Raw genomic sequence first — 15,057 nt, forward strand, 5'->3', positions numbered from 1 at the left:
AAAAATCAAAAGCTTGCATGCAAATGCGATGACATATTTGTTAATAATTTATTCTTGTGATTCAAGGATCTGGTAAGCCTTGCCCGATTTTGGATAATTGCCAGAGTTGCTTTAAAGCGTCTCTACGATCACGCTACATGGACTGATTGATGCAAATTTTTTCGAATTTGTTTATCTTTTTAAGAGCTAATTCCATATTAGATATAGCTGTTTTCGCGTAAAATCGCGCCAATATCAATTTGGCAGGAGAAGTACATGAGCATCAAATCAGACAAGTGGATACGCCGTATGGCAGAGCAAACTGGCATGATAGAGCCGTTTGAGCCTGGCCAGGTACGTGAACGTGATGGTAATCGCATCGTCAGCTATGGCACTTCTTCATATGGTTACGATATACGCTGCGCAGACGAATTCAAGATTTTTACGAATATCAACAGCACCATTGTTGATCCAAAAAATTTCGATGAAAAATCCTTTGTTGATTTCAAAGGTGATGTTTGCATCATCCCTCCAAATTCATTTGCGCTGGCACGCACGATGGAGTATTTCCGTATTCCGCGCAGTGTATTGACAATCTGCCTGGGCAAATCGACCTATGCGCGCTGCGGCATTATCGTCAATGTCACACCGTTCGAGCCTGAATGGGAAGGTTATGTGACGCTGGAGTTTTCCAATACCACACCATTGCCCGCCAAGATTTATGCAGGTGAAGGATGTGCCCAGGTACTGTTCTTTGAAAGTGATGAAGTTTGCGAAACATCCTACAAAGACCGTGGCGGTAAATATCAGGGACAAGTTGGCGTAACTTTGCCGAAAACCTGAATTCAAGACTGAATACAAGACTCAATACAAGAAATTCATGCAGCCGGATTACGCAGCCATACTTCAGACCATTTTTTCTGAAGTCCAGCCTTTATTGTCTCAGGGGGAAGTGGCTTCCTATATTCCTGAATTATCCAAAGTGTCGGCCCAGCATTTTGGCATGGCAGTGTATTGCCTGGATGGCCGCACCTACACTATTGGTGATAGCCAGCAAAAATTTTCATTGCAAAGTGTGACCAAGCTGTTTGCGCTGGCGCTGGCATTTTCCCGTGAAGGCGATGCAATTTGGGAGCGGGTAGGGCGCGAGCCTTCCGGTAATCCCTTCAACTCGCTGGTGCAGCTTGAATATGAACGTGGCAAGCCGCGTAACCCATTTATCAATGCGGGTGCGCTGGTCATTGCCGATATTTTGTCGGCTCGCTTTGTGCAGTCGGACATTGCCGTCCAGCAGTTTGCCAGAACCATATCGGGCGAACCTACTATCGATTTTGATGTCGCAGTGGCCCAGTCTGAACGTCAGACCGCGCACCGGAATTATGCGATAGCGCATTTGATGAAGGATTTTGGCAATCTGCATAATCCTGTCAAAACCGTTATCGACAGTTATTGCCGTCAATGCTCACTGACCATGACTTGTACTGAATTGGCCAAGGCAGGTAGCTTTCTCGCCAATCATGGCAGTGTACCCTGGAGTGGGCAGCAAATTCTGGATGCCAGTTCATCCAAACGCTTGAATGCATTGATGCTGACTTGTGGCACCTATGACGCAGCGGGTGATTTTGCTTATCGTGTGGGTTTGCCAGCCAAGAGTGGTGTAGGCGGTGGTATTTTGGCATTGGTGCCGGGGGAGCTTGCTGTAGCGGTCTGGTCACCTGGGCTGGATGCAACCGGCAACTCGCTGGCGGGTACTTATGCGCTGGAACGTTTTACTACCCTGACGGCCAGGTCTATATTCTGATTTCTTGTGGTTGGCGCTGAGTTGCCACTGCATGCCCCAAGCACGCAATGGCAGGTACTACTTAAGCCAGGAAACCCAGATTGCGGTTAGAAAAATTAATGATATTCGGGAAAATATCATTAATCTGGCTTGTGCTCAGTCCGAACCAGTTCGCCAGCGTAGCGCCATACTGATCGACCGAAACCTGTGGCAGCAAGCTGCCCGAGCCTACATCCAGGCTATGTTTGAGCCCTGTTACCGGGAAATCGCCATAAATGTTGTTGCCTTTGACCGCGCCGCCCACGATAAAGTGGTGTGAGCCCCAGCCATGATCGGTACCATCGCCATTACTGGTAAAGGTTCTGCCGAAATCCGAAGCCGTGAATAATGTCACTTGCTTGCGCATATCCGTGCCCTGCAAGTTACCCATGACGCCATCAAAATAACTGATGGCGTGAGCCAGTCTTGCCATCAAATCCGCGTGTGCAGTACGCTGGAAATCATGCGTATCGAATCCACCCAGACTGACAAAGAATACTTGTCTTTGTGCGCCCAGGGCGCTACGTCCGGCGATAATCCTGGCGATGGTCTGTAGCTGGGATGCGAGACCATTGGTCGCCAGGTTACCATTGTTAGGATTGGTATATTGGGTAGGGTTGGGGACGCCAGTGGCCCCTGCAGGAGCCATTGCAGGGCTCAGCAAGCTTTGTGCGTTGATGGAGCGGTTTGTGACTGCTGCATGTTCTTTCTGGAACAGATTGGCAGTGTCCGCCGCGATGATATTCTTTAAGGGATTACCAGCTGCGCTGGAACCAAACAGGCTGCCGGTCAGGCCACCGATAGGCACTGCGCCCGACGCGCTGACTTGATACTGATTGATGGTGCGTCCAGCGAGGAAAACGGCATTACCAGAAGTTGATATCGCCGTAAACACCGGATAGGCATTGCTGGAAGCCAGCATGTCGCCCATGCGTCCGCCCCAGCCATAAGCCGCGCCCTCTGGTGCATAGGCTTGCCACAGTGATTGTTGGTCATTATGGGAAAACAGTTTTGGTGGCAAGGGTACACTGCCAGCCTTGTATTGCGCCAGGGTGGTTGGCACGATCAAAGGGCCGACATTACTTAATATAGCTGCACGGCCACTGTCAAACAAACTCTTTAACGGCCCCAGTTGTGGGTGTAGTCCAAAACTGCGGCCAGCCTGGGATGTCGTCGGGCTGATAGGTAAAACACCGCCATTGCTGCCGACAGCGGGCAGGGCTATTGATCCTGCCTCGTTGGTGGTACGCACGGTCGTGTATTGACTCCAGGACGTGCTATCAGTTGCCAGCACCGTGTTCGCATGATCATTGGCGCCATACAGGAACAGGCACACCAGGGCCTTATAACCACCGGATGAAGTTTGTGCAGCTGCAGAGCCCATGGTTGCCAGGTTGATGGCAAAGGGCAAGCTGGCGGCACCAGCAGCACCAGTAGCACCAAGGGCAGTAGATACGCGTAAAAACTCGCGGCGCGAAGCATTCACTTTAGTCATGATGGATCCCGTTCATTTTTGGACCAGATATTCAGGTGAAGCCATAGTCAGGAAAATTGACAGGTAGACACGATTCTTTTTCGCTGTATCTGCATTGGCTGTGTTGTTGGTCGGTATGGTGACCGAATTTGCCGCTGTCAAAATCTGGCTGCGTAAATCGCTGCTCATCTGATTCGACATGAGTGTCAAATTCAGCTGATCAACTAATTGATCAGGTGTTGCGGCTAAAGTGATCAGACTGCTGTAATCCGCTTTAACATCACGCGATGAGCCTGTGCCGTTCGGAATAACATCACGCATGAAGTTCAGATAACCGACGACCGAAGTTTCACCCGTAATTTGCATTTCCGGCGATACCAGACCCGCATTGGCGATGCCAGAATTTGGTGGTACATAACCTGGACGGTAGAAGTTGAATACCGTAGGTGAACGCATAGGCGTTTCTGATAAGCCGCTTAAAGGATCATCCATGCTGGTTATCAGGAAGCGACCGGAAGTCGAGTTCACATTAAATGCCCGCATCCAGTTCGCCAGTCGCAATACGGGTTCCCTGAGTTTGCCAGTATTGGCGAATGTCAGGGTTGTATCATTGCGGGCTTCGTTATCCAGCAAAATTGCCTTGATGACTGCACGCATATCGCCCCTGACACCTGAACCATTGTTGTTGAAGGCAGCAGCAACCCTGGAAATATACTGAGGACTAGGATTGCTTGTCACCAGACGCTGTATCAATTGCTTGCCTATGAAGGGGCCAACATTGGGGTGATTGAACAGGGTATCCAAAGCAGTTTTTAAACTGGCTTCCGGGTTGGCTGGTGATTGTGCTGGAATAGTCACACCCAGAAAGGTCTTGGCAGAGACAGAGTGGTATTTGGGATAGCTTTGCATAGGCAGCCAGTCGCGGTTAGCATCAGGATTGCCGCCAAAAAAGCGATTGTCACTCTTGTCCGGGCCTGCCCAGCTCCATCCGGTGAATACCTTGGCCAGACCTTGGATATCCGTACTGGAATAGGTTTCAACTGGTTTTCCACCGCTCAGGACATAAGTACCGTCCTGATTCAACTGATACAGGCCTATGGTGAAGAGTTGCATGACTTCACGGGCATAATTTTCATCAGGAACCTGAGTGCCCGATTCTTTTTGATTCCGCAAGGACGTCAGGTAGTTGCCCATCATGGGATGCAGGCTGACAGATTCCAGTAAATTGCGGAAATTGCCAAAGGCATTGGCCCCAAGGGTATCGTAATAACTAGCAACACCACGCGGGTAGTTGGCAACATTACTATCCTGGAAGGACACCACAAGTATTTGCGAAAGCGCAAAGGTGACGCGCTGCCTTAACTGGTCATCCCCTTTGATCGCTTGCTGCCAAAATGATTCAAAGAAGTTATTTTGGCTTAAATCACTCAAACCATTGATGAAGCCGGCGGCTTGTGCATCCATATAACTGCGATGCAATTTTTGTGGCATGGCCAGCTGTTTGTCTATCCAGGCGCTATAGCTGCTGCCGGTCAGGCTATTGATCTCTGTGGTGTTGGCGCCAAAGCTGGCTTGTGCCAAAAAGCGTGATGCCTGCGCTGGAGTAGGTGCATTGCTATTGGTGGATTGAAAACCGACCAGGGCTTGTATCATGCCATTGGCAATACTGGAATCTGTAGGTGTGACTGTTGAAGCCAGCGCCATTCCCTTGGTGATGGAATCTTCTGTACGAAGATAAGTAAACCCCTGTTGTATCGCAAAATTCTTGGCAACATTGGTTTTATTGTCGAGCAGGCTGCTTACCCAGCCATTGACTGCATCACCTGCATAACCATGGGCGGCGATCAGCATCGAACGCACCACTATGCCACGCGTTACCGTGCCATTGGCCAGACTATTTACCCAGTAATCCAGACCAGCCTTATCCGGCGGCGAACGACTCAATACATTGCGATAAACATTGGTAACGAAATCAACATTGGTGGCGTTTGGTGAATAACCTGTCAATGCCGCATCTTGTATGGCTGCGACATAAAAGGAGTTGCCAATCTGTTCTATCGTTGCGCCATTTTTGAATTGGGTAATCCAGTAAGCCAGGCCATTGGCATCAGGAACGCGGTTGAAATAGGCAATATACAACTCAATGATGTTGTTCAAATCGTTGGCGGCAATGCTGGTCGACAGACTGGCGATCTGCAGATTGACTGAGACATCTTTAAAGATCAGTTGCTGAATGCTGGCGTCAACACTGGTTGTACCATCGGTGCCAATATTGTCTTTGACCGAGTAGCCAAAACTGGTTGGCGTAATGGTGTAACTTGAACGATTACCGCCAAAGCTGATAGTCGTGCTGGTCACTACGGGTGCGGGCGCAAACAGTCGTTCTAATACCGTCGGGGGGGCTGCTGCAGGTTCGCCAGTTGTTGAGCTGGTTTTTTGATCGCCACCACAGGAACTCAGTAAGAAAACAGATAAAACAAGCAAGCATTGCCTGATTGCGGGTAGCTTGATGATTGGCATGGTGACTCCTAATTGTCCATACTCAGATTTTACATTCTGGTAGGCAATTCTAAACCAAGCACATACGGCCACATACCATAAAGTGTAACAAACAGTTAGGCATCACATAAACCACCAATAATGGTAAGCAAATGTAATGCGGTAGCTATTTCTATGTCGGTTTTGCAAGCCCAGGCCAGCACTAAGATATTAAAAGTTTATTTGACTCGCTGGATTAATCCATCTCGGCCAGAGTCTGGTGAACAAAGGCGGACAGTATTAGCTTGGATTGTGCCGAGACATCGACGAATTCAAAACCGTGTCGGTATTCCAGGCCATTTTCTGTTGGGGCCTGTGAGCGCAAGATGACATTCAAAGTCAGGTACTCATCATTTCCTGCTGCGCTGACCTTGAATTTTATGATGCCTACATCGCCTTTTTTTCCCACTGCTTTTTTCATTACACCAGAAGCGCCGCCCATACTCAAATCGCCCAGTGTGGCCGCGGCGGTTTGCTCCGGGTCGCCAATGGTGACGGACGCAATGATTTTCACGTTTGCGCGTGAGCCCTGGCGTATGGTGGTGCAGCGAACTTGCTTGGGGTAAGAAATATGCAGGTAAGAGTGGGGTGAATAGACAGATTTGATGGCGGATGCTGTAAATGCATACGCTTTTTTGCCTGGGAATGCACGTACGATAAAGGTTTGCCCATCACGAATAATGACTGCTTTGCCATCTATGGTAGGTGCCGTTACCATGATGGACATATTTTTGACAAAGCCGATCAGCTTGACCGTGTAGCGCACAGCAGTATGGTCATGGACTTGCAGATACAGGATTTCGCCCACATTCCAGCGCACGCTGTCCAATTCCATCAATATATCTTTGGGTGCGTCTTGCACAGCTGGGCTTGCCGCTTGCGCTGGCTTGGAAATCGGTGTGAGTTTTGATGGTATGGTGTCCCACATTGCATCGGGATTGCAATAACCATGTGCAAGCAAGCCTTCCAGCTGGTTCTGGCTTTCTATTCTGACGCCGGACGCCATCAGCAAGTGGCCCTGCTCATCATAGATGGGCCAGGGCGCAGTTTGACCTACGCTGATTTCAGCATGCTTGATCGGCATTAGTCCTGTTGCACCACCCATTTCCCGTATCCATAATCTTAATTGTCGATCTGATTGTATATCGAAAATTGGAGCAAATTAAGCGACTTGTTGTGTGTTTGTATAATAAAAAGCACTTATTGCCAGTGAATGGCAATAAGTGCTCTGTCAGGCTGAAAAAAATCAAGGCTCAGTGTGACTTGCCAAGCCTTGTCGATTGTTGCCTTATTTGCCGCTTTCTGCTGTGGAGTTGACGCAATCAACAAAATAACCGCGTTTGCCATCTACTTCTGCTTTGACCAGGCCATGGCAATCAGTTTCAAAACCGGGGAATCTTTCATTGAAGTCACGGACGAAGCGCAAGTAATCAACAATAGTACGGTTGAAGCGTTCGCCAGGGATCAGCAGTGGAATACCCGGTGGATATGGTGTCAGCAAAATCGCAGTGACGCGGCCTTCGAGCTCATCAATCGATACCCTCTCGGTTTCGCGGTGTGCCATCATGGCAAAAGCATCAGACGGTTTCATGGCTGGCTGCATGTCAGACAAATACATCTCCGTCGTCAGGCGTGCCACATCATGGCCTTTGTAGGCTTCATGTATGCCCTGGCAAAGGTCCTTCAGACCTACGCCTTCATAGCGAGGGTTTGCAGCAGCAAACTCTGGCAAGATGCGCCACATAGGCTGGTTCTTGTCATAGTCGTCCTTGAATTGTTGCAAGGCAGTCAGCAAGGTATTCCAGCGGCCTTTGGTGATGCCGATGGTGAACATGATGAAGAACGAGTACAGACCGCACTTCTCGACAATAACGCCATGCTCGGCCAGGTATTTGGTCACGATAGAAGCGGGGATGCCAGTTTCGCCAAATTTGCCTTCCAGCGACAAGCCTGGTGTCACGATGGTGGCCTTGATCGGGTCCAGCATATTGAAGCCTGGTGCCAGTTTGCCAAAGCCATGCCAGTCATCTTCGGCGCGTATCATCCAGTCTTCGCGTGAACCTATGCCATCGGCAGAGAATTCTTCTGGACCCCAGACCTGGAACCACCAGTCCTTGCCCCATTCCTGATCTACCTTGCGCATGGCGCGGCGGAAGTCCAGGGCTTCGAGGATGGATTCTTCTACCAGTGCTGTGCCGCCTGGTGCTTCCATCATGGCTGCTGCGATATCGCAAGAGGCAATGATCGAATATTGAGGCGAAGTCGAGGTATGCATCAGATAGGCTTCATTGAAGCTGTCGCGATCCAGTTTGCGCGTCTCGGATTCACGCACCAGAATTTGTGATGCCTGCGAAATACCCGCCAGCAGTTTGTGCGTAGACTGCGTCGAGAAGATCATCGATTTCTTGGCACGTGGTCTGTCTTTGCCGATGGCATGCATGTCTTTATAAAAGTCATGGAAGGTCGCGTGCGGCAACCAGGCTTCGTCAAAGTGCAGGGTGTCGATTTCGCCATCCAGCAAGTCTTTCAATACTTCGACGTTGTACAGCACGCCATCGTATGTTGATTGCGTGATGGTGAGGATGCGCGGTTTTTTGTTCTTGGCTTCGCGTGCAAAAGGATTGGCTTCTATCTTCTTCTGTATGCTTTCCATGCTGAATTCTTCCAGCGGGATAGGGCCGATAATGCCAAGGTGATTCCGCGTAGGCATCAGGAAAACCGGTATCGCACCACACATGATGATGGAATGCAAAATGGATTTATGGCAGTTACGATCGACCACGACGATATCGCCAGGTGCAACCGTGGAATGCCAGACCATCTTGTTGGAAGTCGAGGTGCCGTTCGTCACGAAGTAGCAATGATCTGCATTGAAAATGCGAGCCGCATTGCGCTCGGACGCGGCAACCGGGCCGGTATGATCCAGCAGTTGCCCCAGTTCTTCTACCGCATTACAAACGTCGGCACGCAACATGTTTTCACCAAAGAACTGGTGGAACATCTGGCCTATAGGTGACTTCAGGAAGGCTACGCCGCCCGAGTGACCAGGGCAATGCCAGGAGTAAGAGCCATCATTGGCATAATGCACCAGAGCGCGGAAGAACGGTGGAGCCAGGCCATCGAGATAAGAGCGTGCTTCACGGATGATATGGCGGGCCACGAATTCTGGCGTGTCTTCAAACATATGAATGAAGCCATGCAATTCGCGCAGGATGTCATTCGGGATATGGCGTGAAGTACGGGTTTCGCCGTACAGGTAAATCGGGATGTCCGCATTCTTGTAGCGAATTTCTTCAACGAAGGCACGCAGAGACTTCAGTGCATAATCTGTCTCTTCATCAGTGCCGTCGCCGAACTCTTCATCATCGATAGACAGGATGAAGGCAGAAGCGCGCGATTGTTGTTGGGCAAACTGGGATAAGTCACCATAGCTGGTCACACCCAATACTTCCATGCCTTCGGTTTCTATGGCGTCTGCGAGTGCGCGTATGCCAAGGCCAGAGGTGTTTTCAGAACGGAAGTCTTCGTCGATGATGACGATGGGGAAGCGGAATTTCATGGAGGTCTCCAAAAAAGCTTGTTACAAGGGAGACGCCTGGGCAAGTTAAATCAACCGCTTGCGCGCCGAAAATTCAAAGAAGCGAATTCTCTCAGATATGTGGGGGCTGATGTTAAAAAAACTCAGTTTTTAGCCATGAAAAGCAAAATTTCATCTGATTGTCATCAAATCAGGAATAGCACCGTATCTTGCATCGCCAAACGTGGCTCAAAATGAATTTTATTTAATTAATCACCCTTGATTTGCGTACTTGGCTATGCGTAAAAGTAAAAAGAGTACTTTTGCAAGCACTCTTTTGTCCAGGCAAGTATTGCAATAACAGACGTCAGAAGCGATAACTTGCTGCAGAAAAGATGGTGACGGGATTTTTCTGGAACACAAATGGACTTCTTCCAGCATCGCCATTCAGACGGCTAACGGATGCACCGGTAGTCAGTGACCAGTTGTTATCAATATTCCAATGCCAGCTGGCACCAAGTTTGATATCAGCAATGCCGGAGGAGGGGGTGTACTGTGCATAACCGCTGGAGACAGATTGTGCAGCCGTCACGCCGAAGTAAGACTGCATATAGGCAGAATTAACCCAGTTGGCACCGATACTGGCAGACAGCCTGTGTTGTGGGCTCAGCAAGGTAGTTGCGCGGGCGCCAAAACTGACTTGTACGCCATTGTGATCCAGCCCAGAACCATAACGTACAGACGATGCCAGGGAGAAATTCTGGTCTATGTTGTAATTCAGGAAAGCGCCTGGCTCAATTGAGGTGTTAACGTCACCCAAGCCGCGAAGTTTCCCTGAGCGTGACTCATCACGAGCAGCTTCCAGCGACATACGCAGGCCATACTGGATGCTGGCATCTTTGGAAAAATTATAGCCTAAACCGTTCACTGCACTAAAGAATGCACCATTCTTCCATTGTGCGTCGAACATAGGGTAGGCCGCCAGGCGACGCTCATCAGAGCCTGTGTATTTCGGCAAGCTAAGTGCTGCTGCGCCAAGGGAAAAATTCACATCCTTGGGTAAATAGCTAGTGGGAACCAGTTGCACAAATTGCGCGGTCTGCGCTCCCGCTGAGCAGGCCATCGCCAATAATGTGATACCCAGTATTTTTTTCATTATTTTTCTTTCACTCTTATACTATTTGTGGAACCAGGCAAGTACAGCCAGTACAACACCAACTCCAGCTACGCCATATGATGCATATTGCAACCATTTTTTCTTGGTCAGCAAAGTAATTGCTGCCAGGGAAATGGCGATTTGCACAGCTGTCATGGCCTGAGCCCAGCGATGGTGTTGATGCAATGCTTCTTTAGACTTCTCTTCCCACTCCAGACTTTCTTTTTCCAATGCCTCTGCTTTTTTCTTGATTTCTTCTTTTTCTAGCTTATAGCGTTCAACTTCTGATTTGTATTTCGTTGCATCAGCGCCGGGGATAACCATTGCCAATTCTGCCAGGTTTTGCTTGTTGGACTTCGACTGATAAAAATTCCATTGGTTCGATGCTTCTGTTTTTTTGATGGCGGAATCATTCTTATGCATGGCAGCATCGTTTTGCGTTGCACCACCCTCATATCCAAACAGTGCGCCTACTGTTGCCATAATGGCAGTCATTACTGCGATTCTGCTGGCGAAATCATCATTGCCGTGGGCCGCATGTTCCAACTCATGGTCATGTGGTCCGTGTACGTGAAAACCGTGTCCTGACATAGTAATCCTAAATCTTTTTGTAAGTGACAAATGCGAAGTGTAAATTATTTGCTTCGGAGTAATGTTTTTCTCTTCCCGTCTCTTTCCATAGTAGCGGATTGATCATGGGGAAAAAAGTATCACATGCAAATTCCTGTTGTATCTCAGTCACGATCAGTTCGTTGGCCAGATCCATGCTTTGCTGGTAAATCTCGGCACCGCCGATAATGAAAGCCAATTCTTCGTTCAATAAATCCCTTGCAGCGTCCAGCGATGCAACAGCTTCAACTCCAGCATGCTGCCATTCATGATTGCGTGTGACTACAATATTGCGTCTGTTTGGCAATGGACGGCCTATGGACTCAAAAGTCTTCCTGCCCATGATAATGGCGTGACCGCTGGTAGTGCGTTTGAAATGGGCAAGATCCTCTGGCAAACGCCAGGGCAATTTATTGTCCACGCCTATACCCAGCTTGGAATCAGTTGCAACAATAATACTTAAAGATGACATGCTCATGAATCCAGGGCTTAAACTGCAACAGGCGCTTTGATCGCGGGATGGAATTGGTAATTGGCAAACTCAAAATCATCAAATTGATAATCAAAGATGGACTCAGGTTTGCGCTTGATGACTAATTGACCCAGTGGCAAAGTATTACGTGATAACTGTTCGGTAACTTGGTCCATGTGATTGGAATACAAGTGGCAGTCACCACCAGTCCATATAAAATCACCAACTTCCAGACCAGTCTGCTGCGCTACCATATGAGTCAGCAAGGCATATGAAGCAATATTGAAGGGCACACCCAAAAAGATATCGGCACTGCGCTGATATAACTGACAGGACAGCTTGCCATCAGCGACATAGAACTGGAACATCATATGGCAGGGCGGCAGTTTCATCTGTGGAATGTCAGCGACATTCCAGGCAGAGACGATGAGCCTGCGTGAGTCAGGATTATTGCGTATCTGTTCTATGACTTGCTTGATCTGGTCTATGTGTTCGCCTGTTGGTGTAGGCCAGTTGCGCCATTGCGAACCGTAGACCGGGCCAAGATTGCCATTTGCATCGGCCCATTCATTCCAGATCGAGACACCATTGTCCGTCAGGTATTTGATATTGGTGGAGCCAGCCAAAAACCAGATGAGTTCATGGACGATGGACTTGAGGTGCAGCTTCTTGGTCGTGACCAGTGGGAAGCCCTTGCTCAAGTCAAAGCGCATCTGATAACCAAAGACAGACACTGTGCCAGTGCCGGTTCTGTCGGTTTTTTGAGTGCCGTGTTCTTTCACATGGCGCATGAAGTTAAGGTATTGGTGCATGGTGCTTAATAAATTGCTATCTTGAATTGATAACTTGTCCAGGCAATAGTATACCTTAGGGCAAGAGAAAACACTTGATTGGATTGTAAGTAGTCTGAGTAGTCTGGCCCAGTGTGCGCCTAAGCCAGACTTTTGCGGAGCAGCTTGTCGGTTTAGCGTTTGCTCAGCAGGGGATTGCTGGATTCAGGCTCACCTGGCGCCACCAGTGGCAGTTTGATCTCAAACCGGGTCCCCTGACCAACCACACTGCTTGCATGAATACTGCCACCGAGTACATTGGTAATAATATTGAAAGTAATACTCAGACCCAGACCGCTACCACCCTGGCCAAATTTGGTGGTAAAGAAGGGTTCGAATATCCTGTTGATAATCTCTGCCGAAATACCTTTGCCGTTGTCGTCAAAAATGATGATGACATGCTCACCCAGTTGTGTGGCTGTGCAACGCATATGACCCTCTTCACGTCCTTCCAGTCCATGAGCCACTGCATTATTGACCAGGTTGGTAAAAACCTGGCCCAATAAACCCGGGTAGCTGTCTAGCTGTATCTCGCCAGGGATATCAAGTTCCAGCGTGAACGGGGTTTTACGCAAGCTTGAATGCAGCAGGGCCGTGAGCTCCTGCAGCATGACCAGCAAGGCAAATTGCCGACGCTGGGCACTGGATTGATCAACGGCCACTTGTTTGAAGTCGCCAACCAGATGGGCAGATTGCTGCAGACCGCGCAATAACAGCTTGGTGGAGTCTACAGCCGTGGTTGCATAGCGTGTCAGGTCAGAACGTTTCATCTTGCCTTCTTCGACCATCCTGACCAGATTGCGGGTTTCTTCTTCCAGGGTGCTGGCAACCAGCAGACAATTGCCCAGCGGAGTATTCAACTCATGCGCCACACCTGCCACCATGGAACCCAATGCAGCCATGCGTTCTACCCTTGCCAGTTCTGCCTGCGCAGAATTCACGTTATTCAGGGCTGCTTCCAGATTTTGGTTCACGGTTTCCAGTTCTTGCGTACGTTGACGCACCTTGGATTCCAAAGTGCCTGAGTATTCAAGCAATTGTTGATTCTTGATTTCCAGCTCGCCAAACGACCTTTGCAAAGCTTGTCGGGTGGCTTCCAGACTGGTTGCCAGATGGCCCAGTTCATCTTCACGGTTCAAGGCAATAGGGTCATTCAGTTCACCATTTGCCAGCCGGTCAGATTCACCCATGAGTATCCTGACTGGCTGCACCAGGCGCCATTGCAATACCACAAGAATGAACAGGATGGCCAGTATCAGTGAAAGTACAGCTGTAGTGACATAACGCCGGAAATCAGATGCGAGGCTTTCTTGCAGCAAATCTTCTGCCAATGTCAGTCTGACCTGGCCAATTACCTGTCCACCATGCTTGATCTCCCTGACCATGCTGGTGAATGGCCCTTTCTGGGTCTTTTTCCTGGTGTCGTTCTTGATGAATTCCTTGCGGTCGGGCAGGGTGATGACTTCTATAGTGGCTACCCTGGGGTCGGAATACACTACTTCGCTGGAGATGTTGGCAATCTCGGGCGTGATTTGCCACAAAGGTTCGCTCAAGATGACAGAAAGGATTTCTACCAGGCGATTATGATCTTCTGCGTTCCTGAGCTGAGCTGCAGTTTCTATTGTATGCAGGTGATAAGGGATGAGGATGGCAGCGGGGACGGTTAATCCGAATACAACAGCCAGAATAATCGCCAACCTTAGCGTGATTCGGCTGCGTATCGCAGATAAAAGATGTCGAAACTGCATTGCGAGGTCCTTGTGCAACACTTCCCGGAGGGTATAGTCAGGCGGTGCAGAATGCATTTTCTCACCAGACATTCATTTACAGATCAGACATGGATAATTACGCTTGATGATCGCACAAACAATTCTAAAATACTAAAAGGTTTTTTGCGTTTCAGCAAGTTATGATTCTTGAGTGTTCACTCTGTGTGTTCAAATGTCCAAAAACGGACAAATTGTTGTTGAGACGTTTATTTCACGAGTGTATTTCGGCAAAGAGAAAGTACGTGGAATTACTTGGTTTCCTCTATCCAGGCCATTTGTATGGCTTCCAGTATTTTTTCGCCACCGCGTGAGTGATCGTCATCGAACTCTTCCAGATCGACGATCCAGTTATGCAGGTCAGTAAAACGTACCGTCAGTGGGTCAACGTCTGGAAATTTGTCGCAAAGTGCTTCGGCGATTCTGAAGGTGTCGGTCCATTTCATGTCGAGCCCACTTTCTATTGATGCTATTGCGATTGCACATAGCTAATCACAAAGGCGTGAAAAACGGGAGTTAATGATTTTCGCGCGCGTGGTTGATGGTGTATTTAGGGATTTCTATGGTGATGTCCTGCTTGCCCAGTTTGACCTGGCAAGACAGGCGCGAAGTTGCCTCCAGTCCCCAGGCTGCATCCAGCAAGTCTTCTTCATCATCAGTAGACCCATTCAACGAATTAAAACCTTCGCGCACGACTACGTGGCAAGTGGTGCAGGCGCAAGACATTTCACAGGCATGCTCGATTTCCACATCGCTTTCAACCAGGGCTTCGCACAGTGATTTGCCTTCCGGTGCATCAATGACGGTTCCTTCTGGACAAAGCTGAGGGTGCGGCAAGACAATAATTTGTGGCATGTTGTTCTCGTAATCTAGCTATTCAATATATATGGGTGCTGC

13 protein-coding genes are annotated in these 15,057 nt (G+C 49.0%); 2 read left to right on the plus strand and 11 right to left on the minus strand.

What is annotated here, in order from left to right; translation table 11 throughout:
- Nucleotides 1-255: 255 nt before the first annotated feature.
- The gene (gene dcd, locus ACO0LD_RS27300) at nt 256-822 is read left to right on the plus strand and encodes a dCTP deaminase (RefSeq protein WP_186945400.1); all 567 of its coding nucleotides are present in this window, start codon (nt 256-258) and stop codon (nt 820-822) included.
- 37 nt (nt 823-859) lie between these two features.
- A complete protein-coding gene (locus tag ACO0LD_RS27305; RefSeq protein WP_423011899.1) occupies nt 860-1,780 on the plus strand; it encodes a glutaminase in 921 nt (306 codons plus the stop codon).
- Between the two features lie 61 nt (nt 1,781-1,841).
- Here the strand turns inward: ACO0LD_RS27305 and ACO0LD_RS27310 are convergent, their stop codons facing one another.
- The 11 genes from ACO0LD_RS27310 to fdx form a co-directional block, all read right to left on the minus strand.
- The gene (locus ACO0LD_RS27310) at nt 1,842-3,293 is read right to left on the minus strand and encodes a DUF1501 domain-containing protein (RefSeq protein ID WP_423011901.1); all 1,452 of its coding nucleotides are present in this window, start codon (nt 3,291-3,293) and stop codon (nt 1,842-1,844) included.
- 12 nt (nt 3,294-3,305) lie between these two features.
- Complete coding sequence (locus ACO0LD_RS27315) at nt 3,306-5,792, minus strand: DUF1800 family protein (protein ID WP_423011903.1); 2,487 nt, start codon at nt 5,790-5,792, stop codon at nt 3,306-3,308.
- A gap of 214 nt (nt 5,793-6,006) precedes the next feature.
- Complete coding sequence (locus tag ACO0LD_RS27320; protein WP_423011905.1) at nt 6,007-6,915, minus strand: flagellar brake protein; 909 nt, start codon at nt 6,913-6,915, stop codon at nt 6,007-6,009.
- Between the two features lie 183 nt (nt 6,916-7,098).
- On the minus strand, nt 7,099-9,369 hold the full coding sequence (locus ACO0LD_RS27325) for an Orn/Lys/Arg decarboxylase N-terminal domain-containing protein (protein ID WP_423011907.1): 2,271 nt from the start codon (nt 9,367-9,369) through the stop codon (nt 7,099-7,101).
- A gap of 325 nt (nt 9,370-9,694) precedes the next feature.
- Nucleotides 9,695-10,483 (minus strand): MipA/OmpV family protein, encoded by a 789-nt coding sequence (locus tag ACO0LD_RS27330; RefSeq protein ID WP_423011909.1) that lies wholly within the window; start codon nt 10,481-10,483, stop codon nt 9,695-9,697.
- Nucleotides 10,484-10,504: 21 nt separating this feature from the next.
- Complete coding sequence (locus ACO0LD_RS27335; RefSeq protein ID WP_423011965.1) at nt 10,505-11,074, minus strand: DUF4337 domain-containing protein; 570 nt, start codon at nt 11,072-11,074, stop codon at nt 10,505-10,507.
- A gap of 7 nt (nt 11,075-11,081) precedes the next feature.
- Nucleotides 11,082-11,564, minus strand: a complete 483-nt coding sequence (locus ACO0LD_RS27340; RefSeq protein ID WP_423011911.1) for a dihydrofolate reductase — start codon at nt 11,562-11,564, stop codon at nt 11,082-11,084.
- Between the two features lie 17 nt (nt 11,565-11,581).
- On the minus strand, nt 11,582-12,376 hold the full coding sequence (locus ACO0LD_RS27345; protein ID WP_423011913.1) for a thymidylate synthase: 795 nt from the start codon (nt 12,374-12,376) through the stop codon (nt 11,582-11,584).
- 152 nt (nt 12,377-12,528) lie between these two features.
- Nucleotides 12,529-14,142 carry a sensor histidine kinase gene (locus ACO0LD_RS27350; RefSeq protein WP_423011915.1) on the minus strand — a complete coding sequence of 538 codons (1,614 nt, stop codon included), beginning with the start codon at nt 14,140-14,142 and terminating at the stop codon, nt 12,529-12,531.
- Nucleotides 14,143-14,411: 269 nt separating this feature from the next.
- Nucleotides 14,412-14,606 (minus strand): Fe-S cluster assembly protein IscX, encoded by a 195-nt coding sequence (gene iscX / locus ACO0LD_RS27355; RefSeq protein ID WP_423011917.1) that lies wholly within the window; start codon nt 14,604-14,606, stop codon nt 14,412-14,414.
- Between the two features lie 70 nt (nt 14,607-14,676).
- The gene (gene fdx, locus ACO0LD_RS27360) at nt 14,677-15,015 is read right to left on the minus strand and encodes an ISC system 2Fe-2S type ferredoxin (RefSeq protein ID WP_423011919.1); all 339 of its coding nucleotides are present in this window, start codon (nt 15,013-15,015) and stop codon (nt 14,677-14,679) included.
- Nucleotides 15,016-15,057: the final 42 nt, after the last annotated feature.

Source organism: Undibacterium sp. Ji83W (genome assembly GCF_049340385.1).
Taxonomy (GTDB): Bacteria; Pseudomonadota; Gammaproteobacteria; order Burkholderiales; family Burkholderiaceae_D; genus Undibacterium.

What these genes read in the sequence shown, in the direction of transcription:
- ACO0LD_RS27310 (WP_423011901.1), bottom strand. Translation starts at nt 3,293, where the DNA reads ATGACTAAAGTGAATGCTTCGCGCCGCGAGTTTTTACGCGTATCTACT.
- ACO0LD_RS27325 (WP_423011907.1), bottom strand. Translation starts at nt 9,369, where the DNA reads ATGAAATTCCGCTTCCCCATCGTCATCATCGACGAAGACTTCCGTTCT.
- ACO0LD_RS27335 (WP_423011965.1), bottom strand. Translation starts at nt 11,074, where the DNA reads ATGTCAGGACACGGTTTTCACGTACACGGACCACATGACCATGAGTTG.
- ACO0LD_RS27315 (WP_423011903.1), bottom strand. Translation starts at nt 5,792, where the DNA reads ATGCCAATCATCAAGCTACCCGCAATCAGGCAATGCTTGCTTGTTTTA.
- ACO0LD_RS27320 (WP_423011905.1), bottom strand. Translation starts at nt 6,915, where the DNA reads ATGGGTGGTGCAACAGGACTAATGCCGATCAAGCATGCTGAAATCAGC.
- fdx (WP_423011919.1), bottom strand. Translation starts at nt 15,015, where the DNA reads ATGCCACAAATTATTGTCTTGCCGCACCCTCAGCTTTGTCCAGAAGGA.
- iscX (WP_423011917.1), bottom strand. Translation starts at nt 14,606, where the DNA reads ATGAAATGGACCGACACCTTCAGAATCGCCGAAGCACTTTGCGACAAA.
- ACO0LD_RS27345 (WP_423011913.1), bottom strand. Translation starts at nt 12,376, where the DNA reads ATGCACCAATACCTTAACTTCATGCGCCATGTGAAAGAACACGGCACT.
- ACO0LD_RS27330 (WP_423011909.1), bottom strand. Translation starts at nt 10,483, where the DNA reads ATGAAAAAAATACTGGGTATCACATTATTGGCGATGGCCTGCTCAGCG.
- ACO0LD_RS27340 (WP_423011911.1), bottom strand. Translation starts at nt 11,564, where the DNA reads ATGTCATCTTTAAGTATTATTGTTGCAACTGATTCCAAGCTGGGTATA.
- ACO0LD_RS27305 (WP_423011899.1), top strand. Translation starts at nt 860, where the DNA reads ATGCAGCCGGATTACGCAGCCATACTTCAGACCATTTTTTCTGAAGTC.
- dcd (WP_186945400.1), top strand. Translation starts at nt 256, where the DNA reads ATGAGCATCAAATCAGACAAGTGGATACGCCGTATGGCAGAGCAAACT.
- ACO0LD_RS27350 (WP_423011915.1), bottom strand. Translation starts at nt 14,142, where the DNA reads ATGCAGTTTCGACATCTTTTATCTGCGATACGCAGCCGAATCACGCTA.